Origin of the sequence: Phaeobacter sp. 11ANDIMAR09 (assembly GCF_001294455.1) — a bacterium.
Taxonomy (GTDB): domain Bacteria; phylum Pseudomonadota; class Alphaproteobacteria; order Rhodobacterales; family Rhodobacteraceae; genus Pseudophaeobacter.
This window is the reverse complement of sequence record NZ_LIKT01000010.1, coordinates 23,021-47,169: the sequence shown is the minus strand read 5'-3', so window position 1 is coordinate 47,169 and position 24,149 is coordinate 23,021. Positions and strand designations below refer to the sequence as shown.

General features: G+C 59.7%; 22 protein-coding genes. 10 read left to right on the top strand and 12 right to left on the bottom strand.

Annotated elements, in window-relative coordinates:
* Positions 1–137 precede the first annotated feature (137 nt).
* The 3 genes from AN476_RS10625 to AN476_RS10615 all read left to right on the top strand — a co-directional run bounded on the left by AN476_RS10625 (position 138) and on the right by AN476_RS10615 (position 2,854).
* A complete protein-coding gene (locus tag AN476_RS10625) occupies positions 138–953 on the top strand; it encodes a sulfurtransferase/chromate resistance protein (protein WP_054461557.1) in 816 nt (271 codons plus the stop codon).
* The gene (gene chrA, locus AN476_RS10620) at positions 950–2,242 is read left to right on the top strand and encodes a chromate efflux transporter (RefSeq protein WP_054461556.1); all 1,293 of its coding nucleotides are present in this window, start codon (positions 950–952) and stop codon (positions 2,240–2,242) included. The genes AN476_RS10625 and chrA overlap by 4 nt, the downstream gene beginning before the upstream one ends.
* A 138-nt stretch (positions 2,243–2,380) precedes the next feature.
* Entirely contained in the window at positions 2,381–2,854 is a 474-nt protein-coding gene (locus AN476_RS10615; RefSeq protein WP_054461555.1) for an SspB family protein, read from the top strand.
* 131 nt (positions 2,855–2,985) lie between these two features.
* Here AN476_RS10615 and AN476_RS10610 read toward each other — a convergent pair whose 3' ends face one another.
* Positions 2,986–3,648 (bottom strand): hypothetical protein, encoded by a 663-nt coding sequence (locus AN476_RS10610; protein WP_253279881.1) that lies wholly within the window; start codon positions 3,646–3,648, stop codon positions 2,986–2,988.
* A 168-nt stretch (positions 3,649–3,816) separates the two neighbouring features.
* Between AN476_RS10610 and fumC the strand changes: the two genes are divergently transcribed.
* The 3 genes from fumC to AN476_RS10595 are packed head-to-tail and all read left to right on the top strand — an operon-like array spanning position 3,817 to position 5,617.
* Positions 3,817–5,211, top strand: a complete 1,395-nt coding sequence (gene fumC, locus AN476_RS10605; RefSeq protein ID WP_054461639.1) for a class II fumarate hydratase — start codon at positions 3,817–3,819, stop codon at positions 5,209–5,211.
* Positions 5,211–5,387: a DUF4169 family protein gene (locus AN476_RS10600; protein WP_054461554.1), complete on the top strand. Its 177-nt coding sequence runs from the start codon at positions 5,211–5,213 to the stop codon at positions 5,385–5,387. Before fumC ends, AN476_RS10600 begins: the two co-directional genes overlap by 1 nt.
* The gene (locus tag AN476_RS10595; protein ID WP_054461553.1) at positions 5,384–5,617 is read left to right on the top strand and encodes a ribbon-helix-helix domain-containing protein; all 234 of its coding nucleotides are present in this window, start codon (positions 5,384–5,386) and stop codon (positions 5,615–5,617) included. Before AN476_RS10600 ends, AN476_RS10595 begins: the two co-directional genes overlap by 4 nt.
* 8 nt (positions 5,618–5,625) lie before the next feature.
* On the opposite strand, the gene AN476_RS10590 is transcribed toward AN476_RS10595, so the two are convergent.
* The 3 genes from AN476_RS10590 to AN476_RS10580 form a co-directional block, all read right to left on the bottom strand.
* Complete coding sequence (locus AN476_RS10590) at positions 5,626–7,029, bottom strand: cytochrome P450 (RefSeq protein WP_054461552.1); 1,404 nt, start codon at positions 7,027–7,029, stop codon at positions 5,626–5,628.
* Positions 7,026–8,345, bottom strand: a complete 1,320-nt coding sequence (locus AN476_RS10585) for an alpha/beta hydrolase (protein WP_083464316.1) — start codon at positions 8,343–8,345, stop codon at positions 7,026–7,028. Before AN476_RS10585 ends, AN476_RS10590 begins: the two co-directional genes overlap by 4 nt.
* 163 nt (positions 8,346–8,508) lie before the next feature.
* On the bottom strand, positions 8,509–9,261 hold the full coding sequence (locus tag AN476_RS10580) for a cytochrome c biogenesis CcdA family protein (protein WP_054461551.1): 753 nt from the start codon (positions 9,259–9,261) through the stop codon (positions 8,509–8,511).
* 115 nt (positions 9,262–9,376) lie between these two features.
* Between AN476_RS10580 and AN476_RS10575 the strand changes: the two genes are divergently transcribed.
* Positions 9,377–9,622 carry a sulfurtransferase TusA family protein gene (locus tag AN476_RS10575; protein WP_054461550.1) on the top strand — a complete coding sequence of 82 codons (246 nt, stop codon included), beginning with the start codon at positions 9,377–9,379 and terminating at the stop codon, positions 9,620–9,622.
* 46 nt (positions 9,623–9,668) lie between these two features.
* Here the strand turns inward: AN476_RS10575 and AN476_RS10570 are convergent, their stop codons facing one another.
* From AN476_RS10570 to purC, 7 genes are all read right to left on the bottom strand, one after another.
* The gene (locus AN476_RS10570) at positions 9,669–10,067 is read right to left on the bottom strand and encodes a nuclear transport factor 2 family protein (protein WP_054461549.1); all 399 of its coding nucleotides are present in this window, start codon (positions 10,065–10,067) and stop codon (positions 9,669–9,671) included.
* Between the two features lie 93 nt (positions 10,068–10,160).
* Complete coding sequence (locus AN476_RS10565) at positions 10,161–13,343, bottom strand: ribonuclease E/G (protein ID WP_054461548.1); 3,183 nt, start codon at positions 13,341–13,343, stop codon at positions 10,161–10,163.
* 627 nt (positions 13,344–13,970) lie between these two features.
* Positions 13,971–15,308 (bottom strand): sigma-54 dependent transcriptional regulator, encoded by a 1,338-nt coding sequence (locus AN476_RS10560; RefSeq protein WP_054461547.1) that lies wholly within the window; start codon positions 15,306–15,308, stop codon positions 13,971–13,973.
* Positions 15,309–15,341: 33 nt separating this feature from the next.
* Positions 15,342–17,021 (bottom strand): ATP-binding protein, encoded by a 1,680-nt coding sequence (locus AN476_RS10555; protein ID WP_253279885.1) that lies wholly within the window; start codon positions 17,019–17,021, stop codon positions 15,342–15,344.
* A gap of 129 nt (positions 17,022–17,150) precedes the next feature.
* The gene (purQ, locus tag AN476_RS10550) at positions 17,151–17,819 is read right to left on the bottom strand and encodes a phosphoribosylformylglycinamidine synthase subunit PurQ (protein ID WP_054461545.1); all 669 of its coding nucleotides are present in this window, start codon (positions 17,817–17,819) and stop codon (positions 17,151–17,153) included.
* Entirely contained in the window at positions 17,819–18,049 is a 231-nt protein-coding gene (purS, locus tag AN476_RS10545) for a phosphoribosylformylglycinamidine synthase subunit PurS (RefSeq protein WP_054461544.1), read from the bottom strand. The genes purQ and purS overlap by 1 nt, the downstream gene beginning before the upstream one ends.
* Before the next feature lie 110 nt (positions 18,050–18,159).
* Positions 18,160–18,921: a phosphoribosylaminoimidazolesuccinocarboxamide synthase gene (purC, locus tag AN476_RS10540; RefSeq protein WP_054461543.1), complete on the bottom strand. Its 762-nt coding sequence runs from the start codon at positions 18,919–18,921 to the stop codon at positions 18,160–18,162.
* Positions 18,922–19,302: 381 nt separating this feature from the next.
* On the opposite strand from purC, the gene AN476_RS10530 reads away from it, so the two are divergent.
* From AN476_RS10530 to bmt, 3 genes are all read left to right on the top strand, one after another.
* Entirely contained in the window at positions 19,303–19,629 is a 327-nt protein-coding gene (locus tag AN476_RS10530; RefSeq protein WP_054461538.1) for a DUF1476 domain-containing protein, read from the top strand.
* A 109-nt stretch (positions 19,630–19,738) separates the two neighbouring features.
* A complete protein-coding gene (locus tag AN476_RS10525) occupies positions 19,739–21,721 on the top strand; it encodes a phosphatidylglycerol lysyltransferase domain-containing protein (RefSeq protein ID WP_054461536.1) in 1,983 nt (660 codons plus the stop codon).
* Between the two features lie 143 nt (positions 21,722–21,864).
* Entirely contained in the window at positions 21,865–22,890 is a 1,026-nt protein-coding gene (bmt, locus tag AN476_RS10520; protein ID WP_054461534.1) for a betaine--homocysteine S-methyltransferase, read from the top strand.
* Positions 22,891–22,996: 106 nt separating this feature from the next.
* Here the strand turns inward: bmt and AN476_RS10515 are convergent, their stop codons facing one another.
* Entirely contained in the window at positions 22,997–24,076 is a 1,080-nt protein-coding gene (locus AN476_RS10515) for a PA0069 family radical SAM protein (RefSeq protein ID WP_054461531.1), read from the bottom strand.
* Positions 24,077–24,149 lie beyond the last annotated feature (73 nt).

Genomic DNA, 24,149 nt, shown 5'->3' with positions numbered 1-24,149 from the left:
CCTTCACATCCTGCCCCCATCGCTTGACAAATCCCCGCCCTGATCGCATCACTGCGCTATGGGGAACGTCGCGAACGCCCCGTGAGGCGCCAAGCCAGAGGTTCGCAAGTTACCCTTGCTTGCGAGGAGACCTCCCCTTGGCCGCCCCAAATGAAATCACCCCATCTCAACTGCTGCGCTTGATCGGCACCCCGACCGCACCACATATCGTTGACATCTGCACCGATGAAGACTTCAACGCGGACCCCTATCTCATCCCCGGCGCCTTTCGCCACCCGCATACAGATATCCACGGGCTGAAAGCCCGTGTTGGAAAGGACGCCTGCGTGATCGTATGCCAGCGCGGCCTCAAACTGTCGCAGGGGTTGACCTCTTGGCTGCGCAGCGAAGCTATCCCCGCCGAATACCTCAAGGGCGGCATGCAGGCTTGGCGCACCCTGCGCGATGCGCCAAGCTTCCCTGTTGCAGCCCTGCCAGGTCAGACAGCGGGCAACAGCCTGTGGGTCACCCGACACCGCCCCAAGATTGACCGCATAGCCTGCCCCTGGCTTATCCGCCGCTTTGTGGATCCTACGGCCCGGTTTCTGTTTGTCGCCCCGTCAGAAGTTGCAGCGGTTGCCGACCGATACAGCGCAACCGCCTTTGACATAGAAGGGGGCGACTGGTCCCATCAGGGAGAACTCTGCAGTTTTGACACCATGCTGGACAGGTTCTCCCTGCGCACTGCGGCGCTTGACCGGATTTCGACCGTGGTGCGGGCCGCGGACACCAATCGCCATGAGCTTGCCCCAGAAGCCGCTGGCCTGCTTGCGCTCTCAGTGGGGCTGTCGCGGCAGTTTCGCGATGACCACCAGCAACTGGAGGCAGGATTTGCTCTCTATGATGCCCTGTATCGCTGGGCCAGAGATGGTCAGGGCGAGACCCACGATTGGCCAACGGACAAAAAAGCATGAAAACAGTTTCCTGGGGTGACATGTGGCGGGTCTTTGGCAAGATCGGCCTGATGAGTTTTGGAGGTCCGGCGGCGCAGATTGCGGTGATGCACCGAGAGCTGGTGGAAGAGCGCCCCTGGGTGGACGAAGACAGTTTTCTGCGCGGCCTGTCCTTTTGCATGCTGCTGCCCGGCCCCGAGGCCATGCAACTGTGCACCTATACCGGCTGGCGACTGCGGGGATTTCCTGGCGGGCTTCTGGCCGGTCTGCTTTTTGTGCTGCCAGGCGCCCTGGTAATTGCAGCACTGGTCTGGCTCTACACCATATTTGGCAACCTCCCCCTGGTGCAGTCCGCCTTTCTGGGGGTCAAAGCCGCCGTGGTGGTGATCGTGGTGCAGGCGCTATGGAAGCTCAGCAACAAGGCGCTTAGGCACCCTCAGGATTGGGCGCTGGCAGGCTTTGGTTTTGCGGCGCTCTTTGTCTTTGGCCTGCCCTTTCCTCTGGTGATCCTGGCAGCGGGCCTGTTTGGCGGGCTCCGACTGCGCAACGAATCGCCGGATCGCGCCCCGGATCAGGCCATAGTCTCGGCGAGATCGCCTGACCTCAAAGCCCATCACACTCTGCGCACCATTCTGATCTGGGGCGGATTATGGCTGTTGCCGCTGCTGGGACTTAGCCTCATCGGGGCGGAATTTTTAGCCAGTATAGGGTGGTTTTTTGCCAAATTGGCGGTGGTGACCTTTGGCGGTGCCTATGCGGTGCTGGCCTATATGAGTCAGGCCGTAGTGCAACACCACCAATGGATCAGCGCCGGCGAGATGATTGACGCTCTGGGTCTTGCCGAGACCACCCCCGGCCCGCTCATTCTAGTAACCCAGTTTGTGGCCATGCTCGCCGGGCTGAAACAGGGGGGACTTGCGCTCTACCTGGCGGCCGGGGCAACCGCGCTTTGGGCCACCTTTATGCCCTGCTTTTTGTGGATCTTTGCCGCCGCCCCCTATGTCGAACGCCTGGCCGCCCTGCCGCGACTGTCCGCGGCGCTCAAGGCGATTACTGCCGCCGTGACAGGCGTGATCTTGAACCTAATGGTTTGGTTCGCCCTGCATGTTTTGTTCCAAGAGGTCGCCCATCTGCAGACCTCAGTGCTGGCCCTGCCCTGGCCTAATCTACACAGCCTGGATAGGGCCGCCCTTGTGCTGACCCTGCTGGCGCCCTTGGTGGCCTATGGGCTGCGCGGACGCCTGTTTTGGCTGCTGGCCATCATGGCCCTCGCCGGGCTAGCAACGCAACTTTTCCCGGCACTTTCCTGATCAATACTCGCTTTGCCCCCGCCCCCACCAGCTGCACCGGCTAGGGCCCCAAAATAATGACAAAAACCCAGTCGGCTCCCCTTTAGTTTCTGACAGAATCCCCTATGCTGGTGCAGCAATTTAACAGGGGTCTCTACTATGTCCCGCGAGATCGACTACGGCAATCTGATGCACTCCGCCATGCGTGGCCTCATTCGCACCGTCCTGCAGGATGTGGCGGATAAAGGCCTGCCGGGAAACCATCACTTCTTTATCACCTTCGATACCAACCATCCGGACGCTCAGCTGGCGGATTGGCTGCGCGAACGCTATCCCGGTGCCATGACCGTGGTGATGCAACACTGGTATGACAACCTGGATGTCGGGGAGAATGGGTTTGGCATAACCCTGAATTTTGGCGATGCGCCAGAAACGCTATACATCCCCTATGACTCGATTGAGACCTTCGTGGATCCATCGGTTGAATTCGGCCTGCGCTTTGAAGCCGCCGATGAGGATAGCGAAGATGGGTTTGACGAAGACGATCTACAAGAGGATGACGAAGACGGCGACGAACCACCCCGCCCCACAGATGGCGATGTGGTCTCGCTTGATAGCTTCCGCAAACCCTGATTTGCTCTTGGCCCGCTAAATGCGGGCCTTTTGCTACTATAGCCCTTTGCGACCACTGCTAGGGCTCTCGCGCGGCTGATAGCTGTGCTCCGGCGTTCATCCGCCTGGAAAGCAAGAACCGCATGGGCCCCTCACTGGCGGATGAGGTCCGCCGCCATCTGGCGCACAGGTCTGCCATTGCGATGTGAGCTGAAAACCAGGCTCAATCCTGTGTCCGTCAACCTGCGATCATATTGCTGCATCTCGTAGTCGCCGTTTTGATGGATAAACATCGAAAACACCGTCAACGTATCCCCGGTGAGCCGCGCCCAGACATAGGGTTCGCCTTTCATGGGATCTTGCTGCACCTCGTGACCAAAGACATTTCGGTGCATGGCCGCTGAAAAAATTCCACTCCTGTCGCTGGTGATGAATTCAACCGTGTAGGACTTTTCCTTGCGGCGCCCGTCTTCCTTTTCAGTCACCGTACTCCACTGCACAGTAAACCCCTTTGAGGTCTCATCAATCACAACGCTTAGATCCCGCAAGTCATTTGCGCCATCGCCGTCTTCCACTTTGGCCGAGCCAGTATAAAACCCAGCAAAATCAGCAATCTCATGGGCAGAAACCCTGGTGACCTGCCCAAAGAGTAAAGCAAGGCTCAGAACCACCAATGCCAAAAACGCTGGCACCGCCCCCCATCCAAGCGGAATGCCCCCTATGGCCGAGGCTGCGGGTCGCGGGCGGCGCGTATGGAGCGATTGGTTCACAGTGATCTCCAATTTGGTCACAACAATGGATACGTTGTGTCCCACTCTAGAGATCCTGACCGGGCTGACAATGACATGGAGCAAGCTCAATTTGGCGAATTCTCCCTATACCCCGGCTGGTGATAGGCTATGCTGCGCGCAACTGGCCAATTGCGTCGCGAGGGCGCAGAGGATAAACGGCATGCAACGGCATACCAGACGGAGATAGACAAGATGTCCGATACCCGCACCGAGACCGACAGCTTTGGTCCACTTGAGGTTCCTACAGACAAATATTGGGGCGCGCAGACACAGCGCTCGATCATGAATTTTCCCATTGGTTGGGAAAAACAGCCCGTCGCCATCGTGCGCGCGCTTGGCGTTATCAAACAGGCCTGCGCCATGGCCAATAAGGGTTCTGGCAAGATGGATGCCAGAATTGGCGATGCCGTGATTCAGGCGGCCAGCGAAGTGGTTGCAGGCAAGTTCGACGACAACTTCCCCCTCGTGGTCTGGCAGACCGGCTCTGGCACCCAGTCGAACATGAACTCCAACGAGGTGATCGCCAACCGCGCAATCGAGATCCTAGGCGGCGTCATCGGATCCAAGGATCCGGTCCACCCCAATGATCATTGCAACATGGGCCAGTCCTCCAACGACACCTTCCCAACCGCGATGCATATCGCCGCCGCCATGACTGTGCGCGACGTGCTGATGCCCGGACTCACCAAACTGGCCGAGGGGCTGGAAGCAAAATCGGAAGAGTTCAAAGACATCATCAAAATCGGCCGCACCCATACCCAGGATGCGACACCGCTGACCTTGGGGCAGGAATTTGGCGGCTATGCTCATCAGATCCGCCAGGGCATTGCCCGCGTTGAAGCCGCCCTGCCCGGCATCTATGAGCTGGCCCAGGGCGGCACTGCTGTTGGCACCGGTCTCAACACCCAGAAAGGCTGGGGCGAAGAGGTCGCGGCCAATATGGCTGAAATCACTGGCCTGCCCTTTGTCACCGCCCCCAACAAATTCGAAGCCCTGGCGGCACATGACGCAATGGTCTTTATGTCGGGCGCTTTGGCGACTGTGGCGGGTTCGATGTACAAGATCGCCAATGACATCCGCTTCCTCGGCTCCGGCCCCCGCTCTGGTCTGGGTGAGCTGATCCTGCCTGAGAACGAGCCTGGCTCTTCGATCATGCCCGGCAAGGTCAACCCGACCCAGGCCGAAGCCATGACTCAGGTTGCGGCCCATGTGATGGGCAACAATGCCGCCATGACCTTTGCCGGCAGTCAGGGCCATTTCGAGCTCAACGTTTACAACCCGATGATGTCTTACAACCTGCTGCAATCCATGCAGCTGCTGGGAGATGTAGCCGACAGCTTTACTGAACGAATGCTGAACGGCATTCAGGCCAATGAGCCACGCATCGACAAGCTGATGAAAGAATCGCTGATGCTGGTCACCGCTCTGGCCCCGACCATAGGCTATGACAACGCGACCAAGGTCGCCAAGACCGCCCATAAAAATGGCACCACGCTCAAAGAAGAAGCCATCGCGCTTGGCTTTGTGGATGAAGCCACTTTTGACGCGGTTGTCCGCCCCGAGCAGATGATCGGCCCCAAAGACTAATGGGCAAACCGGTCAATCTGAACCGGTTTCGCAAGAATAAGGCGCGGGCCGAACAAAAGGCCCGCGCCGACCAGAACGCTGTGAAGTTTGGCCGCAGCAAGCTGGAGAAATCGTTGGAAGAGGCCCGCGCAACCCAGGAAAAGCGCCTGCTGGATGGCCACAAGAGCGACGAATGACCAAACGACCACGCAAACATTCTCTGACTCTCCGGGGGCACCGCACCTCGGTCTCTTTGGAGGAGCCTTTTTGGCTGGCCTTCAAACGGATTGCCGCCAGAAAAGATCGCCCAATCAATGAATTGGCCGCCGAAATTGATGAGACACGTGGCGCGGATTGCGGCCTGGCCTCTGCCATTCGGCTGTTTGTGTTGAACGATCTGCAACAACAGCTCTCCGCCACAGAGTGACGCGCAGCCTAGCCTTGATCCCTAGGTTCTGACGCAGAGGGTTGGCGCGGCTCAAACTGGAGCCAAATCCCGTTTTTTGATCGCACCGTCAGATGCGCCACCGGCACTGGATCGGCCCCCGGCAGGCAGGCGATCTTAAAATGGCGCAGGATCATCGACAGGATCAAAGCACCTTCCACCATGGCAAACCCGGCGCCGGGACAGACCCGCGGCCCGGCGGAAAAGGGAATATAGGCCTCGCGCTGGCACTGCTTTCCATTCTCGGTCTGCCAACGGGTAGGATTAAAGCCGTCAGGGTTGTCCCAAAGCCGCTCGTGCCGATGCAAGTGCCAGGGGCTGAGTACGATCTGCGCCCCCTTTGGCACCTTGCGGTCTCGGAACGTCACCGGACAGCTTGCCTCTCGTACCATCATCGGCACGGGCGGATAGAGTCGCAGCGCTTCACGAAACACATCGCGCGACAGGCGCAGTTTAGAAATCGCCGCAAACCCCTCCGCCTCCAGTGCCCCGGCTTCCTGTTGCAGTTGCTCCTGCCACTCGGGGTAAAGCGCCATCAGATAGAGCGTCCACGCCAGGGCCGAAGCACTGGTTTCATGTCCGGCAAGAAAGAAGATCGCCACCTGATCCACCATCTCCTGCGCGTCAAACCGCTCCCCGGTTTTTGGATCCGTCGTGGTCATGATCTTGGTCGCCAGGTCCTCCGGTGCGTCTCCTGCCTGAAGGGCTGCCATGCGGCTCTCTGTCAGGTCGGTGATCAGCGCCCGGATCTTTTTGGCATTTGGCCGCGTACCACGCCGGAAGAACCGCGGCATCCACTTTGGCAATGGCACAAAGGCCGCAAGGTTCAGCAACGGTTGACTGCGCTGATAGTCACGAAACCGGGTAAAAACCTCCCCAGCCACTTCGTTTTCAATTGGAATCGAGAACAGTGTGCGAAAAATCACATCTGCGGCCACGTGGCTGGTCACCTCTTCGACCTCCACCACGGCACCCGTCCCGACACGGGTCCGCAGCCGCTCTATTGCTGCCTCAGCAGCGGCGCGCATCGCAGGATAGGTCTCCTTTAACCGGCCGCCCTCAAAGGCGGGATCAATGATGCGGCGCTGGCGCTTCCAGGTGTCACCATTGGTCAAAAACACCGAGTCCCCCAACAAGGGTTTCAGCCCCTCGGCAATGCGGTCGGATTTGGGAAAAACATCAGGCTCTTCCTTAAGCACCCTCTTTATCAGTTCCGGTTGGTTGATCAGAAATGAGCGAAAACTGGGCGCGCGGAATTCAGCCATCCAGGCGCGGTAAAGCTTGGCCGGTTGCGCTGACAGGATATCTGCGCGGAACAGCTTCACATAGCGCCACAAGGAGACCCGCACAGGCCGGGCAGCGGGTTTGGGGGGCTGTCTGTCAGAACCGCTCATTCAGGTCTCACCGAAGTATATTTGGACACCGCCACATCAATCCGGCTGTTCGAAGCCTTGCGGTTTTTGTAGCGCCTGCGCAGCGTCTCAGCTCCGGCCGTAATACGGAAATAGTCATAGTCCCCAGGCCGGTCAAAGGCGCAGAGATATTGAAAATGCAGCCGGAAAAACCGCCAGCGCAGCTCGGCCCATCGGGCGGGGCTCAGCGTTTGGGTAAAGGCTGCGGAAAACACCAGCGGCCAGCGCTTGTCAGCAGGCGCAACGCCACTGACCGAAACCGGATCACAAAGCGCAAAGGCACAGCCATCACCCGGCGCCGAGACATCAACCCAGGCCAGTTCATCGCGCTGCGACAGATATTGCAGGTCGCCGCGCAGCCGGTCGGCACGCGGCAAAAAGGACACCATTGGCACCACCTGACCCAGAGTCAAAAAGCCAATCTCAGGGCGTTCCATTGGCAGGCCCTCGCGGATCAGATCTGCTAGGACCGAAACGCCAACATGCGCCCCGGAGGAATGCCCAACCACCAGCACCTCGTCACAGGCCCCTGCGGTCAGGGCCGCGCGGAGCTCCGCTTTAAAATCAGCGATCCGCTCCTCCAGTTCGGGCGGATTTGCCCCGTGCGAGGCTGCGGAATAGGCATAGTCATGCATCAGGTAATAAGCAAAGATCTTGCCATCCTGTTTTTTGAACCAGCGCATCAGCCCGCTAAAACCCATTAGGCCAATGCCCCAGCCGGGCAGCTGCGCAAACCAGGGCTGCGGCCCGGCCAAAAAGAGGGAGATGGCCTGCGACCAAACCGCGACACAGCCCCAAAGCAGCAGGAACGCCAATAGGGCCTGAATCAAGAGCATGCCAACCGGATAGAGCGCCGCAATCACCGGCCCCTTGCGCAGGCGCATTAGCCGCCACAGGGTGCCCGAGGCAATATAGATCCAGGCAGTGCGGATCAGTTGCAGATAGGTTCCCGCAATCGAGGCCTCCATACTGTCGCGCACGATATCGGACCAGACCAAGACACTGAACTCTGTTTGCACCTGGCAGCCGTCAAGTTCAGCGTGCACCTGCCAACCATAGGGGCGCCGGATCTTGCACGTCTTGTTTTCGGCGGGGCTTTGCGGCTTTAGCGAGATCTCATACCCGCTGATCTCTGCCTGCATCGCCGCTTCCTTGCGATAAAGCTCGCGGTAGCGACGGGGGTGAATGGGGTCATAGCCGGGAATGTAAAACACCCGCCGCATCCGCACTTCTGCGGCGGCACCATTTTGCGTGATCTCTGGCTCCTGCCCACCCGAGCCCGGCACTGCGCTGTCCATTCCCTGGCCTCATCTCTTGTGCCATTAGAATAGACTGGTTTTTCGACCAGAGTAAGGCCGCGCCTAGGCCATGGTTGGGCTGTTTCAGCCATCCGACAAAAATCCTCCCCGCCGGGATCTTCCGGAAGGGAGGTTGAAACACGGATAGCAAGCGAGGGCAGCCCTAGCCCAAGGTTGCCAGGAAGGGGAAGGCTTCGAGCAGCCAGAAGGAGAACTCTGAAAACAACCCGGTGACAAGCATGAAGCCAACAAGCAGCAGCAAGGCCCCCATGAACTTCTCGATCAGCCCCATATGACGCTTCATCTTGTTCATCACCACCATCGAGCGGTTGAGGAACATCGCCGCCAGCAAGAAAGGAACTCCAAGACCCAGGGCATAGATCCCCAGCAACAGGGTGCCGCGGCTCACTGAGGCCTCAGAGGCGGCCAGCGACAGGATCGCTCCCAGTTGCGGCCCGATGCAGGGCGTCCAGCCAAAGGCAAAGGCAAGCCCCAGCACATAGGCCCCGAGCACGGAACCTCCCGCCTGACCGGTATCAACACGCGCCTCGCGGTCCAGGATCGGAATGCGGAATACGGATAGGAAGTGCAGGCCAAAGATGATCACCACAACCCCGGAAGCCTGGGCGAAAAGCTCCTGATTTTGCAGTACAAACGCTCCAAAAAAGGAGGCTGTGAAACCCAGCAGCAAAAACACTGTCGACAGCCCGAGCACAAAGAACAGCGCTGACAGGATCACCTTTTGCCGGGCCGCAGCGGTGCCCTGCATGTCGCCGATCGACACGCCGCTCATATAGGCGAGATAGGGCGGCACAATCGGCAACACGCAGGGCGACAGAAAGCTAACCAGCCCAGCGATGAGCGCCACAAACATTGCAGGCAAAAGCCCTGCATCTATGATCTCAATTCCAAACATCTCGTTCCCCTAAGACAGGCTTAGACGACCCATAGACCAGCAAAGGCGAAAGGTCACGAGGCGCATTGGTCACATCCTTGTGGACAGGGCGTGAGCGGCGGATTATCTGAAAGTCATGACAGAAGTTACTCCCCACAGTGAAGCCACCCTGGATGCAATCGGGCTGCTCTGCCCCCTACCGGTGCTCAAAGCGCGCAAGCGTCTGAAAGCCATGGCACCAGGAGCTGTGCTGCAGATCCTGGCGGATGATCCCGCGGCCATCATCGACATTCCGCATTTCTGCGCCGAGGCAGGACATGAATTTCTAGGCCAAAGCACCGGCGAGGATCACCAGATCTATCAGATTCGCAAAGGCAGCTGAGGCCCCACCGGGCGCCAGGTCTTTGCCCGGCGGTGCGGTCGGGTGCTCAAACAGCGGTGGACCCTTCTGTCGGGGTGTCCTGGCTAAAGATGTTCACCCAGCCCTGCCCTGTGGGGTGGCGCTGCCAAATGGAAGACACATACATCCTGTCCTGGCCCTTCCCCCCGGGGCGTTGGTAATGCGCCAGATAGGAGAGGCAGACATGCTCTGCCCCAAGCTGCAAGATACGGGCTTCTCTGAGCGTAAAAGACACCACCGTCGCGCCGCTCTGCAATTGATCGCAATGCTCTGCACGAGTGGCAAAACCGCTGGGATAGACGCCCAGAAAATCCACATGCAGGGCGGCTTTGTCAGCCTCCGGATCCCCGTCGACAAGAGCCTGCCAGACCCGCGTTTCCTGTTCCAGAATTTCAGCCAATAGCGCGGGCTGATCTGTAGTTTGCATCAGTCTGTCTCCTGCCTCTGGCCGCAACAGTCCGCCCCGCCACCCAAAACGCGCCGGCAAAGAAAAAGGCGACCCCAGGGGCCGCCTTGTCTCTTATCCAATGGACCACCACCCGCGCCGCTTGGGCTTAGGAGGGGCTGCCGGTTCCGGCTCCGCTGCTGCGGCGACCTCCGGCTCTACACTCTCAGCAGCTGCGGGCTCGGCTTCGGCAACTGCGGGCTCCGGCTCGGGAACCACCTCTGCTTCTGGCACGGCTGTGACCACGGGGGCTGGTTCAGCAATCGCCTCTTCGACAACAGGCTCGACAGCCTGTTCCTGTTCGACAGGCTCGCCAACCGAGCCTTCCTCTGCAGGCGCCTCGGTGACAGCTGCCTCTTCTGGGGCTGAGACCGTATCCGGTGTGCTTTCTTCAACCAGAGCCTCGGTCGCCGCATCCTGGTCAACAGCTCCGGCGTTTTCCGCAACAGTCGTCTCTTCAGCTGGGCTTGCCACCTCTGCCGTCGCAGACACCGCAGCCTCTTCGGCTTCGCGAGCAGGTTTGGTCTCTACCTCGCCAGGCTGCGCTTCGTCGGCCTCTGCGGCAGGCGCCTCGTTCGCTTCAACTGTCTCAGCAGCAGCGCCCTCAACAGCCGGGGTCTCATCGCTCTTCTTGTTGCGCGCGCGGCCGCCACGGGTGCGGGTGCGGGTGCGTTTGGGCTTCTTCTCTTCTGTTCCAGCCTCACCAGCGTCTTGAGGCTCGTCCTTGGCCTCTACCTCCGAGGCTGCGTCAGAGGCGTCGCCCTGTTCGCCCGCCTCGTTTGAACCAGAATCGGCCTCAGCGTTTTCTCCGCCATTGCCCGACTTGCGACGACGACGACGGCGGCGTTTGCGCTTGGGCTTATCTTCGCCATTGGCGTCTGCATCCGGAGTTTCACTGACGCTGTCCTGCGGTAGGTCCTCCCCGTCCGCCTCGGCCTCTTCCGCATCGACCTGCGCCATCAACGAGGTATCTACAGAGACGACAGGCGCTGCAGCCACAGAGACCACACGGGTTGCGGTCTTGAACTTTTCAAGCGTGAAATCAGGGCTGACCAGATGCGGGTCACCTTCGACGCGCACCGACAGACCATAACGGGATTCGATTTGAGCGATATGTTCGCGCTTCTGGTTCATCAGATAGTTGGCGATGTCGATCGGGCAACGTACCAGAACCTCGCGCGAGCGACGGCGGGTGCCTTCTTCTTCGATCTGACGCAGGATCGACAGGGCCATGGAATCATCCGAGCGGATCAGACCCGTGCCGTGGCAATGCGGACAGGGCTGTGTCGTCGCCTCGATCATACCGGGACGCAGACGCTGGCGCGACATTTCCATCAAGCCAAAGCCCGAGATCCGGCCCACCTGAATGCGGGCGCGATCGGTCTTGAGCTTATCCTTCATGCGGTTTTCAACAGCGGCGTTGTTCTTACGCTCATCCATGTCGATGAAGTCGATGACGATCAGACCCGCCAGATCACGCAGACGCAGCTGGCGTGCCACCTCTTCGGCGGCCTCCAGGTTGGTATTCAGCGCGGTTTCCTCGATCGAGGACTGTTTTGTCGCCCGGCCAGAGTTAACGTCAACCGCCACCAGGGCCTCGGTGGTATCGATCACGATATAGCCACCGGATTTCAGCTGCACGGTCGGGTTGAACATCCCGCCAAGGTAGCTTTCAACCTGGAAACGGGCAAAGAGCGGCAGGGTTTCCTGATAGTTCTTCACGTTCTTGGCGTGGGACGGCATGATCATCTTCATGAAGTCCTTGGCGATGCGATATCCGCGCTCACCTTCGACCAAAACCTCGTCGATTTCGCGGTTATAGAGATCGCGGATCGAGCGTTTGATCAGATCGCCTTCTTCGTAGATCTTGGCGGGCGCGATGCTTTTCAGCGTCAGCTCGCGGATCTGTTCCCAAAGCCGCTGTAGATATTCATAGTCCCGCTTGATCTCGGCCTTGGTGCGTTTGGCACCCGCGGTGCGCACGATGAGGCCAGCGCCAGATGGCACGTCGATTTCGGTGGCGATGTCTTTCAGTTTTTTACGGTCCACGGCATTGGTGATCTTGCGGCTGATACCACCACCGCGCGCGGTATTTGGCATCAGGACACAGTAGCGGCCTGCCAGCGACAGATAGGTGGTCAGAGCGGCGCCCTTGTTGCCGCGCTCTTCCTTGACGACCTGGACCAGCAGAACCTGGCGAACCTTGATGACTTCTTGGATCTTGTAGCGACGTGGACGAGGTTTACGCGCCGGGCGAATGTCTTCGCTATCGTCTTCGTCGGCAACCGATTCAATGCTTTCGTCCTTTGAGCTGGCATCGGCACGGGCCGCCCCCTGTTCGTCGTCTTCACCATTTTCCTCGGCTGCGTCATTCGCAACATCACCAGCCGGTGTCTCGCTGTCGGTCGCTTGAACAACCGCATCCGCAGAAGCGGCCTCGGCAGCAACAGGCGCTTCCGCAATAGCCTGTTCAGGGGCCGCCTGGTCAGAGACGTCCTGATCTACTGCCTCGTCAGAAGGTGCCACAACAGGCGCGTTTTCGGCATTCCCACTGGTTTCGGCCGCAGCCTCACCCTCTGCAACGGTTGCCGCCGCATCAGCGTCTTGTGCCTCACCTACAGCCGTGTCAGCGGCCTCGGCACTGACGGGCTCCTCCACGGGCGTATCCGCGACCAGCTCCATCGGCGAAGACCCTTCGGGAACTTCAGCCAGCTTGGCTGCGTCGGCTTCAACCTCATCCACAAGATCGATGGTTTCCATGCCCGCGATTTCTGTCACCGCAGGGGTGTCAGATGCCGCAGCCTCAGGCGCCGTCGGTGCCTCGGCCTGCGCCGGAGCAACCTCTTTGGTCTCGACCGCATCTCCGGACGTGACCTTTGCCGCCTTGGAACGCCCCCCTTTCCGTCCGCGCGAGCGGGAACGGGAGGGTTTGGACTCTTCGTCCTCATCCCGGGCGCGCTGAGCCTCGGCATAGGCGCGCTCTTCTTCCATCAGGGCTTCGCGGTCGGCTACCGGGATTTGATAATAATCCGGGTGGATTTCCGAAAAGGCCAGAAACCCGTGGCGGTTGCCGCCATATTCAACAAAGGCCGCCTGCAACGAAGGCTCGACCCGTGTGACTTTTGCCAGATAAATATTGCCAGCTAGCTGGCGTTTGTTCTCGGATTCAAAGTCGAACTCCTCAACCTTGTTTCCGTCGACCACCACGACGCGGGTTTCTTCCGCGTGGGTGGCATCGATAAGCATCTTCTTTGCCATGTTTCCTTAGTGCACCTACCCTGCGCAGACGCAAGCCTTCCCTTGTCAGGGGGCCGCGCATGTATTGGGGGGTGTCTTGTCAGGGCGATCTGGGACGGCGCACTACAGGAGATGGCCCTGGAACAAACGTCCGGTCCTCGTGCCTGTATGCTCTTCGCTCGCGCGCGCGTCATCGCGTTTCTTCTCCGACAGGTCGGGAGGGCCCGTTGCCTGCCTTGTTATCCCTCTCTGATTGATCAAAGAGGCGCTTAGCTGCTCCGTATGGTTTCGGAGCCAATCGGTCTGTCTTGTCTTTTCGGCTCAGTCCGATGTCGGGTCGTTCCGATCACGGGTCATGCCAGTCAAAAGTGCGAGACAGCGAATCTCAAAAAATGGGGGGCCAATCGTCAGACCTCAATCCATAGCCTCACCATAAGACCAGGCTTGTGGAAATGACAATGGACATTCGTCATTGCAGGCCTGTGGAGAGGGCAACAAAGCGGATAAAAGCCAAAATGATGAAGGTATGATGAACGAATCCAAAAAATGGCGCCGTCCTTTCACCTCATCCCCAGGCCAAATCACTGAGGCGACACCAAAAAGCCTTTTTACCCACAGGACAGATTTGTCCCGCGGGCAAACGGGGCGTTATCCCAGATAGTCAGACCGCTGCAACGCGTATTTTGCCATCTTTTCATTCAGGGTTCGGCGCGGCAGACAGAGCTCTTCCATGACGCTTGCAATCGAGCCCTTGTGGCGACGCATGGTGTTATCAATCAACATGCGTTCAAAAGCTTCGACATATTCTTTCAAAGGCTTGCCCTCGGTGGTCATCACCGGCTGCATCTCTTCGTGGTCCGACATCAAAAGCGAAGCAATGGTGCCGGATCCACGCCGCGCCTGCAGCACCGCACGTTCAGCCACATTGATCAGCTGGCGCACATTGCCCGGCCAGGGGGCCTGCAGCAACTGGGCCGCTTCCTGCGCCGAAACCTGTGGCGCATCACAGCCGTATTCCTCGGCAAACTGTTCACAGAGCCGCGTAAAGAGCGTCAGGATATCTTCGCCACGCTGGCGCAGCGGCGGCACCATAATGCGCAGCGCTGCCAGACGATAAAACAGATCCGAACGCAGAGTATCTTCGCAGGTCTTGCCGGCCTCTTGTAGGTTAGAGATTGCAATGATCCGCGTCTCACCCGGCGTCCCCTGCTCGTTGATCGCGCTCAGCAGTTTGGCCTGCAGAGTTTCGCTCAGGGCCTCAATGCCCTCCAGAACCAAAGTGCCACCACGCGCCTCTTCCATGGCTGGCAGCAGGCTATCTTCGGGCTGCATCGGGCCAAACAGGCGTTTGGACAGGGCATCCTCTTCCAGGGCAGAGCAGGAGATCAGCACAAATTTCTTGCCCGCGCGGCTGCCAACAGCGTGCAGCGCATGGGCCACCAGCGTTTTGCCGGTGCCGGTTTCACCGTCGATCAGCACATGGCCATCGGCCTGACCCAGATCCAGAATATCCTCGCGCAGGCGTTCCATCACCGGGCTCATGCCGATGAGCTTTTTCATGATCTGGCTGCCATCCGACAATTCCCGCCGCAGCGCCCGGTTGTCCAGCGTCAGCCGGCGCGCGCCGGTAGCCCGCTTTGCCAGCTCAGACATGCGGTCGGGGTTGAAAGGTTTCTCCAGGAAATCAAAAGCCCCGACCCGCATCGCTTCGACCGCCATGGGCACATCGCCATGGCCGGTGATCATGATCACTGGCAGGCCACTATCGCTGCCCATCAGCTTTTTCAGGAACTGCATGCCATCCATGCCTGGCATCTTGATGTCGGAAATGACAATGCCGGGGTAGTCAGCCCCCAGCACCTTGAGCGCCTCTTCGGCACTGGCAAAGGTTTCAGTGTCATAGCCCGACAATGCCAGCCATTGGCTGATCGACTGGCGCATATCCTGCTCATCATCCACGATCGCGATTTTCATGGCCTGTGCCATAGGACACCCCTTCTCTTCCAATTCCTTGGGCCGTTACTCAGCGGCCTCGATGCCATCCACAAGGATCGGCAATTGCATCTCAAATACGGCGCCGCTCTTTTGTCCGTTGCGCGCCGCCAACCGTCCCCCTAGGTCGTTCACGATCCCAGAGGAGATAGCAAGTCCGAGCCCGACACCGTCACCCGCCTGTTTGGTGGTGTAGAACGGGTCAAACAGGCTGCCAAAATCCTCAATCCCAATCCCGTTGTCGCGCACCGTCAAGGTCGCGGTCTCACCGGCAGCAAGCAGGATCTCCACCTCAGGCTCTTCCACTGATTTGGTAGCATCCAACGCATTGCGCAAGAGGTTGACCATGACCTGCTCCAACCGCATCCGGTCAGCCATGACAAAGACCGGGTCATCGGGCAGGATGCGGGTGATCTTGACATGGCGCTGGCGCAGCTGCGGCTCCATCATCGACAGGCTCGAGGCCAACGCATCGCCCAAGTTTACAGGGCTAAAGGCATCGCCCCCCTTGCGCGCGTAAGACTTAAGCTGACGGGTAATGGCGCCCATGCGTTCGATCAAATCATCAATCCGCCCAAAGGAAGCCAACGCCTCTTCGGGCCGGTTGCGATTGAGCAAGAGCCGCGCGCCCGCCAGATAGGTTTTCATCGCCGCTAAGGGCTGGTTCAACTCGTGACTGACGGCAGCGGACATCTCGCCCAAAGCGGCCAGCTTCGAGCTCTGCGCCAGGCTTTGCTCGGCCACAGCGAGGGTCTTTTGCATGCGCTCGCGCTCGGCAATTTCCCGCTGGAGCCGGGCATTCAATACGCGAAGCTCCGCCGACTCGCGCTGAAACAGGGCCATCCGCAGCGCCGTCTTACGGCTGAGCGCGTAAAAGGCCAGCGCCAGCAGGATAGCGAATCCCATGATTTCCAGCGCCAGAACCGCATTTACCCGCTCGCGGATCGAGGCAAAGGTGGTGAACGAGGTCATCCGCCACCCCTGAAACGGCACCCGGTTTTCCAGGCGCATCACCGCCTCTCCCTGCAGATAGGCGTCGGGTGGAAGGGTGCTCCAGTCGGCGGTTGCCCGGATGGCGCGCTGAATGGCGCTTTCGGGCGTCTGCAGCACCAGGGCCTCGGCCTCCTGCAGGCCCCGCCAACGGGCCTCGGTGGCCAGCACAATATTGCCCTTGCTGTCTGTGACCATCACCGCATCCGAAACCCCGGCCCAGGCGCGTTCGAACTTGCGCAGATCCACCTCGATAACGATGACACCCAGCAGACCAGAGGTATCAACCACGCGGCGGGAATAGGTAAAGCGATAGCCGCCGACCTCGCGCTTGATCACCGAAAACACTGTGGATCTGGCGCGCGCCGCATCGACAAAATAGGCCTCGTTGCGGTGATTTTCCCCCAGCCGGTTGCGATTGGTCGCAGCAACCGTGCGCCCATCACTAGCCATGAGCATGATCGAATCTGCGCCGATCTCTTCGATAAAGGACAACAGCCGCTGAGTTGACAGGGAAAAGTCCTGGCTTTGCAGCGCGGCAATCAGGGTTTGGTCACGCGCCAAAAGCTGCGGCACAATCGCATGGCGGCGCAACTCACTGACGAGGTTACCAGAATACAGGGCCAAGCGCAGCTCACCGCGGTTGCGGGTGCTGTCAGTGAAGCGATGGGTCAATTGCTGGTTGGTCACCCAGACAGTGACAGCCGCGACACCCATGAACAGCAATAACGCCAACCGCGCGCCCCAGGGAATGGTACGCGAGCCGGAATCATGTGCGGGAAGTGGTTTGGAGGTCTGCGGCGCATTCATAGGTCAACCCTATTCCTGACGCCGCAGGAGCTCAAGTCACGCTGCGGCGACGATACCAGCCAATGCGCGAAAGACTGCCGTTCCATCGGTGCCGCCATGGCCCTCGTCGGCGGCCCGTTCGGGGTGGGGCATCATGCCCAGAACCCGGCGGTTTTCCGACAGGATACCGGCGATATCATCAACCGAACCATTGGGGTTATCCGCATAGGTAAAGGCAATGCGGTCCTGATCCTTGAGGGCCGCGATGGTATCGGCATCGGCGAAATAGTTACCATCGTGATGCGCGATCGGAATGCCAATCACGTCGCCCTTGGCATAGCCATTGGTAAAGACACTGTCTTCGGTGGCGACCTGCAGATCCACGGTACGGCAGATGTATTTCAGCCCGGCATTGCGCAGCAGCGCGCCTGGCAGAACACCGGTTTCTGTAAGGATCTGGAAGCCATTGCAGACGCCCATGGCATAGCCACCACGATTGGCATGTTCAACCACCGCCTGACAGATCGGCGATTGGGCCGCGATGGCGCCACAGCGCAGGTAGTCCCCATAGGAAAATCCACCGGGAACGCCGACGATATCAACGCCTTCGGGCAGCACGCTGTCCTTGTGCCAGACCATCGAGACATCAAAACCGGCCTGCTCAAAGGCAACCGCTAGATCGCGGTCACAGTTGGATCCGGGAAATACGACGACGGCTGCTTTCATCACTTCATCTCGATGCTGTAGGATTCGATCACAGTATTGGCGAGCAGCTTTTCGCACATCTCGGTCACATCGGCCTCGGTGGCACCGGAAGCCAGTTCAAGATCAATCACCTTGCCCTGCCGTACGCCTTCGACCTTGTCAAATCCCAGAGCCCCAAGCGCGTGGCGCACGGCCTCACCCTGTGGATCCAGAACTCCGTTCTTCAGCATTACATGCACCCGTGCCTTCATCGTGTCGTTCCTCAGCTTCGATGGGAGCCGACCCCTGGTCGCGCCCTTTGCAGAAAAATAGTGCCACCCCCGTTTGCAAATGCCGGGGGTGGGAGGTTTGCCTTCGCAGATCAGTTCACCAGCGTTGGTTTACTGGGTGTCGGCGGCGTATTTGGCATCACACCGAGACGGCGCGCCACTTCGCTATAGGCATCCGTCAGGCTGCCCAGATCGCGGCGGAACACATCCTTGTCGAGCTTCTGACCGCTTTCGATGTCCCACAGACGGCAGCTGTCGGGGCTGATCTCATCGGCGACCACAAGACGCTGAAAATCACCGTCATAGACGCGGCCGATTTCGATCTTGAAATCCACCAGACGGATACCAACACCAAACATCACACCGGACATAAAATCATTCACCCGCAGCGCCAGGCTGAGGATATCATCCATATCCTGCTGGCTGGCCCAACCAAAGGCGGCGATGTGCTCTTCCGAGACCAGCGGGTCGCCCAGGCTGTCGTCTTTGTAGCAATATTCGACGATGGGGCGCGGCAGCTGCGTGCCCTCATCAATGCCAAGCCGTTTGGACATGGAACCCGCAGCATAGTTGCGCACGATCACTTCCAAAGGAATGATCTCGCAGGAACGTACCAACTGCTCGCGCATGTTCAGACGCTTCAGGAAATGCGTTGGCACGCCGATCTGGCCCAGGCCCTGCATGAAATATTCGCTCAGCAGGTTGTTCAGCACGCCCTTGCCTTCGATCACGTCTTTCTTTTCGGCGTTGAACGCAGTGGCGTCATCCTTGAAATACTGCACGATGGTGCCCGGTTCCGGACCTTCATACAGCGTTTTGGCTTTGCCTTCGTAGATCTTCTTGCGACGTGCCATGAGGAGCCTTTCAGAGTCAAAGGCCAGGAATCCCGGCCCGGTTTCTTGCCGCTCTCATAGGGCAAGGGGTGAAATGCTGCAAGTATACTGGCGCGCTGCAGACAAATAGAGGTGGTTTTGGATAGATTGTCGCAGTGAAATCGACCCCAAAGGCGGGACACGGCCTCTATTCGCCAGGCCTGATTGCCCCCGCCGCCAGCGCAAAGGCCGCCAGCTATGTGGCCTGGCAAGTGCGCTCACAGACCTTACCGGCAAGGATCACAGCCGATGCCACAGCCTTGCAAGCGCGCCAGGACGGCTTGGCAAATTGTCGCAAGCTCTGTTCCGGGCAGCAAGTTGCCCCATATTGATACTGTGACATTGCATTATGGAGGACATGAGATGACGACATTTGATGACCGCGTGCAGGCCTTTGAGGCAAAATTTGCGCATGACCTTGATCTTCGGTTTCAAGCGCGGGCCCGCTGCAACAAACTCCTGGGTCTGTGGGCCGCAAATATATTGAACCTGAGCGGTGCGGCGGCAGAAGGCTACGCGGCTGAGGTCGTCACCGCCGACCTGCAGCATCCCGGCCATGATGACGTGCTGAATAAGATTTCCACGGATTTAGTCGCCCAACAACAGAGTGAGGTCACGCGTGAGGACATCAAGGCAAAGATGGCCGAGTTCCTGACCCAGGCGACCGCAGAAATGCTGGAGGCCACCTAGCCAAGTTTGGCAGAGAGATCGCCCTTTGACATGGGGAATTAACGTCACAAAAACCTGCGCTTGCTAGATTGATATTTCTGCCCCTTCCGGGCCCCGCAGAAAGATCGCTATGCAGAGCCTCAAACGCCCATTGCTGGGACATCCGTTTAACCTCCTGCGCCTGACCGCGCCCTTTGCCATGGCCGCGCTCTGCCTCTGGGCCCTCTCGGCACGCATAGAGCTGCCCTCGCTGGTGGCGATCAGCGAATTTCTGGGCGCGTTGCACCTGTGGCAATGGCTGGCGGCCCTGGGGGCCACCCTGATCAGCTTTTGGGCGCTGGGGCGCTATGACGCCGTGGCGCACCGGCATTTGCAAACAGGATTGGATGGTGCCCAGGCTCGCCGCGCCGGGATGGCAGCGATCGCCTTTTCGCAATTGGTGGGATTTGGCCTGTTTACCGGTGCCTATGCACGCTGGCGGCTGGTGCCCGGACTGACAGTCCTGCAAGCCGCGCAGCTGACGGGGCTGGTGGGGCTGACGTTTATGGCCGCCCTGGCAATGATATGCGGCTTGGCGATGGCCCTGTTTCCCGTCTTTACCTGGTTTAGACCCGTCGGAGCGCTGCTCGTCCTCACCGTTGTGGCTGCCAGCCTGCTCAGTTTTGTCGCCCCCCGACTGACCATCGGGCCAATATCGCTGCGCTGGCCTTCGCTCGCTGCCATGGCAGCACTCTCGGTCTGGGCGCTGGTGGATGTGATGGCGGCAGGCACCGCGCTTTGGATTTTGCTTCCCGAAACAGTGCATATCCCCTGGACCACCCTTTTGGTGGTCTATGCCATCGCTCTGGGTGCAGCGATCCTCTCTTCGGCCCCCGGCGGCACCGGCCCGCTCGAACTGATGGTCTTTACCTTACTTCCCAGCCACGACAGCACTGGCCTGCTCGCCGCCTTGCTGGCCTTTCGGCTGGTCTACTATGCCCTTCCCGCCGCCATTTCCTGTGTGATGATGATCCTGCCGGATCGGCTAAAGCCCATGCGCGCGCCGTCAGCTGATCCCGATCTTCTGGGCGCACAGAGCCGTCCCGCAGAGACCCTGCCCCATGACAGACTGCGCGCTGAAAGCGCCGTGATCCGGCAAAACGGCGGCCATGTTCAGGCCTTTGGTTTCAACGAATTGGCCCTGCTGAACACGCCGCAGATTTCGGTCGCGCTGTTTGATCCGATGACAGGACACTGCAAAGAGACATTTGCGCCCCTGCGCCGCTTCGCCCGTGCGCGAAATGCCTCAGCCTGTCTTTACAAATGTTCCGCTCGCAGCGCTCTCGAGGCGCGCCAGGCCGGATGGGTCGTTCTGCGCATTGCCGCCGAAGCCGTGGTCTCCCCGATGCGTTTTAGCGAGGCGGGATCCAGCCACCGCCAGCTGCGTCGCAAACTCCGCCATGCCGAAAAGGCTGGGATAAGCGTGCTCCCTGCCCCGCCAACTCTGCCCCTGACCCAGATGGAGGCCCTGGATCAGGCCTGGCAAAGACGTCACGGCGGTGCGCGGGGCACCACCATGGGCCGGTTCGAAGGCAACTACCTTGCGACACAACGTGTCTTCCTGGCCTGGCAAGAGGACCGCATCATTGGGTTTGTCAGCCTGCATACTGCCGCCAGCGAGTGGTGTCTTGACCTCATCCGCATCTGCCCGGATGCGCCAGATGGCACCGGCCACATCCTGCTGCGCGCAGCCATCGCCGCCGCCAAAGACGAAGAGATCCCACGCTTGTCGCTGGCCGCCGTGCCCGATCATCGCTATGCCGCGCGCATGGATCAGGGGCTGCGCCGTTTCAAAGCCTGCTTTGCCCCAGACTGGCACCCCCGCTATATCGCCTGCCCGACCTGGAGCGATATGCTGATCTCCGGCCTCGAACTGTACCGCCTTATCCATCGCCCCGGCCCTGTCCAGTCGGCCCTCCCGGCCCAGCGTGAGGAAGGCCAGGTTGACCAGACCAACGGGTTCGACAACCGGACCACCAGTGCTGACACGGAGGACGCCGACTGGGACAAACGGGTACAGGAAAATAAGCAGGCCAATGCACGAGACATAGATCCTGCTGCACGCGCCTCATAATCAAGTTGAGGATTATGCAGTTGCCCTCTCTATGCGCCCATGACACAGCAGGCGTAACCTGCCGACGCCTGTGCTGCTCCCACACAAAGCCCGCACCGTCACAAATCTGACCAAACTTGCCTCTCCTTTGACAGGACATACCGATGACCAATTTCTTTGCCCAGTTCCTCGCTGAAAAAGACGTGCTTCTGGCCGATGGGGCCACTGGCACCAACCTCTTTAACATGGGGCTGCAGTCTGGCGATGCGCCCGAGCTGTGGAACACAGATGAGCCCAAGAAAATCATCGCGCTCTATCAGGGGTCGGTTGATGCGGGCAGCGATTTGTTCCTGACCAACAGCTTTGGCGGTACGGCTGCACGCCTGAAACTGCACGAGGCACAGGGCCGCGTCCGTGAGCTGAACCGCGCTGCCGCCGAACTCGGGCGCGAAGTGGCTGACAAGGCAAACCGCAAGATCGCCGTGGCGGGCTCCGTTGGACCAACCGGAGAAATTATGCAGCCGGTCGGTGAGATGAGCCACTCCCTGGCGGTTGAAATGTTCCACGAACAGGCAGAGGCCCTGAAAGAAGGCGGCGTTGATGTGCTCTGGGTTGAGACCATTTCGGCCCCCGAAGAATTCCGCGCCGCCGCCGAAGCCTTTGCCCTGGCGGATATGCCCTGGTGCGGCACCATGAGCTTTGACACGGCGGGCCGTACCATGATGGGGGTCACCTCGGCCGATCTGGCGCAACTGGTTGAAGAGTTTTCCAATGCTCCGCTGGCCTTTGGCGCCAACTGCGGCACCGGCTCCTCGGATATTCTGCGCACCGTGCTGGGCTTTGCCGCCCAGGGCACAGAGCGTCCGATCATCTCCAAAGGAAATGCGGGCATTCCCAAATATGTCGATGGCCACATTCACTATGACGGCACCCCGGAATTGATGGGGGAATATGCGGTCATGGCACGGGATTCCGGCGCCAAGATCATCGGCGGTTGCTGTGGTACCATGCCCGACCACCTACGGGCCATGCGCGAAGCCCTGGACACCCGCCCCCGTGGCGAACGTCCCAGCCTGGAACGCATCGTCGAAGTCCTGGGCCCCTTCACCTCGGCCAGCGATGGCACCAGCGCAGAAGATCAGGCTGCCACTGAGCGCCGCTCCCGCCGTGGGGGGCGCCGCCGCGGCTAAAGGACTGACGGTACGAAAAAAGGAACAAGGGGGCAGTGCGCAGGCATTGCCCCCTTGTCCTTGGCGCGCACCTCATGGCGGGTCAGCGCGCGCCGAGCTGCAAAACTCAGAAAAGAGCCATCTGATCGCCGGGCTGCGCCGGGCGTTGGAACAGATCACAGCGCAGTGGCGCGGCGCTGCTGAGCAGCCCCAGGCGCTTACAGGCCATCTGAAACCGCCGCCCAATCATCTCGGCATATTCCCCCTCGCCGCGCATGCGCTGGCCCCAACGCGGATCATAATCGCGCCCCCCATGCATCTCGCGCAGCCGCGCCATCACCTTGGCCGCGCGTCCCGGTTCATGCTCGGCCAGCCAATCCTGCCACAGCTGTGACACCTCGCGCGGCAAGCGCAGCATAATCCAGCTGGCCGCATCTGCCCCTGCAGAAGCCCCGGCAGCCAGAAGCGCCTCCAGCTCGTGGTCGGTCAGCCCAGGCACCACTGGTGAGGCCATCAGCCGCACTGGTACACCCGCGTCCGAGAGCCGTTTGATCACTGCCAGCCGACGGGCTGGCGCGGGGGCACGGGGCTCCATCCGCCGAGAGAGATCCCGGTCCAACGTGGTGACAGAAATGCCAACCCGCACCAGGCCCTTGCTGGCCATTTCGGACAGGATATCCAGATCACGTTCGATCAGGCTGCCCTTGGTCACAATGGCAACAGGGTGATTAAAATCCCGCAGCACCTCCAGGCAGGCGCGTGCCAGCCCCTGGTCGCGCTCGCAGGGCTGATAGGGGTCGGTATTGGTCCCCATCGCCAGGGTCGCCACCTTGTAACGCGGCTTGGACAGCTCCTGACACAGCACCTTTGCGATATTGGGGCGGGCTATCAGCCGGGTTTCAAAATCCAGACCCGGAGACAGGCCAAGATAAGCGTGGCTGGGACGCGCAAAGCAATAGATACAGCCGTGTTCACAGCCCCGGTAAGGATTGACCGAGCGGTCAAAAGGCAGGTCGGGCGAGCGGTTATAAGAAAGGGCGCTGCGGACCTGCTCAAGCCGAATCTCAGTTGGAATCACCTCGGGCTGCGGCTCTTGCTCCCAGCCATCATCCAGGGATTCCCGCTGCAAATCAAACCGACTTGGCGCATTGCTTAGGCTGGCGCGGGCTTTGCGACGCACGGCCGGAGAGTGAATCATCTGTTCCATTTGGCTATTGTGACAGTGATTTTAGAACAAATGAAGAACAAACCCGCGAAATCGAAGATTTCCTTGCGAATTC

What these genes read in the sequence shown, in the direction of transcription:
- AN476_RS10590 (WP_054461552.1), bottom strand. Translation starts at nt 7,029, where the DNA reads ATGAGCGGTTCTGACAGACAGCCCCCCAAACCCGCTGCCCGGCCTGTG.
- AN476_RS10515 (WP_054461531.1), bottom strand. Translation starts at nt 24,076, where the DNA reads ATGGAACAGATGATTCACTCTCCGGCCGTGCGTCGCAAAGCCCGCGCC.
- AN476_RS10570 (WP_054461549.1), bottom strand. Translation starts at nt 10,067, where the DNA reads ATGCAAACTACAGATCAGCCCGCGCTATTGGCTGAAATTCTGGAACAG.
- AN476_RS10565 (WP_054461548.1), bottom strand. Translation starts at nt 13,343, where the DNA reads ATGGCAAAGAAGATGCTTATCGATGCCACCCACGCGGAAGAAACCCGC.
- chrA (WP_054461556.1), top strand. Translation starts at nt 950, where the DNA reads ATGAAAACAGTTTCCTGGGGTGACATGTGGCGGGTCTTTGGCAAGATC.
- AN476_RS10530 (WP_054461538.1), top strand. Translation starts at nt 19,303, where the DNA reads ATGACGACATTTGATGACCGCGTGCAGGCCTTTGAGGCAAAATTTGCG.
- fumC (WP_054461639.1), top strand. Translation starts at nt 3,817, where the DNA reads ATGTCCGATACCCGCACCGAGACCGACAGCTTTGGTCCACTTGAGGTT.
- AN476_RS10560 (WP_054461547.1), bottom strand. Translation starts at nt 15,308, where the DNA reads ATGGCACAGGCCATGAAAATCGCGATCGTGGATGATGAGCAGGATATG.
- AN476_RS10585 (WP_083464316.1), bottom strand. Translation starts at nt 8,345, where the DNA reads ATGGACAGCGCAGTGCCGGGCTCGGGTGGGCAGGAGCCAGAGATCACG.
- AN476_RS10575 (WP_054461550.1), top strand. Translation starts at nt 9,377, where the DNA reads ATGACAGAAGTTACTCCCCACAGTGAAGCCACCCTGGATGCAATCGGG.
- AN476_RS10615 (WP_054461555.1), top strand. Translation starts at nt 2,381, where the DNA reads ATGTCCCGCGAGATCGACTACGGCAATCTGATGCACTCCGCCATGCGT.
- AN476_RS10600 (WP_054461554.1), top strand. Translation starts at nt 5,211, where the DNA reads ATGGGCAAACCGGTCAATCTGAACCGGTTTCGCAAGAATAAGGCGCGG.
- purC (WP_054461543.1), bottom strand. Translation starts at nt 18,921, where the DNA reads ATGGCACGTCGCAAGAAGATCTACGAAGGCAAAGCCAAAACGCTGTAT.
- AN476_RS10580 (WP_054461551.1), bottom strand. Translation starts at nt 9,261, where the DNA reads ATGTTTGGAATTGAGATCATAGATGCAGGGCTTTTGCCTGCAATGTTT.
- AN476_RS10595 (WP_054461553.1), top strand. Translation starts at nt 5,384, where the DNA reads ATGACCAAACGACCACGCAAACATTCTCTGACTCTCCGGGGGCACCGC.
- bmt (WP_054461534.1), top strand. Translation starts at nt 21,865, where the DNA reads ATGACCAATTTCTTTGCCCAGTTCCTCGCTGAAAAAGACGTGCTTCTG.
- AN476_RS10555 (WP_253279885.1), bottom strand. Translation starts at nt 17,021, where the DNA reads ATGGGTGTCGCGGCTGTCACTGTCTGGGTGACCAACCAGCAATTGACC.
- purS (WP_054461544.1), bottom strand. Translation starts at nt 18,049, where the DNA reads ATGAAGGCACGGGTGCATGTAATGCTGAAGAACGGAGTTCTGGATCCA.
- AN476_RS10525 (WP_054461536.1), top strand. Translation starts at nt 19,739, where the DNA reads ATGCAGAGCCTCAAACGCCCATTGCTGGGACATCCGTTTAACCTCCTG.
- purQ (WP_054461545.1), bottom strand. Translation starts at nt 17,819, where the DNA reads ATGAAAGCAGCCGTCGTCGTATTTCCCGGATCCAACTGTGACCGCGAT.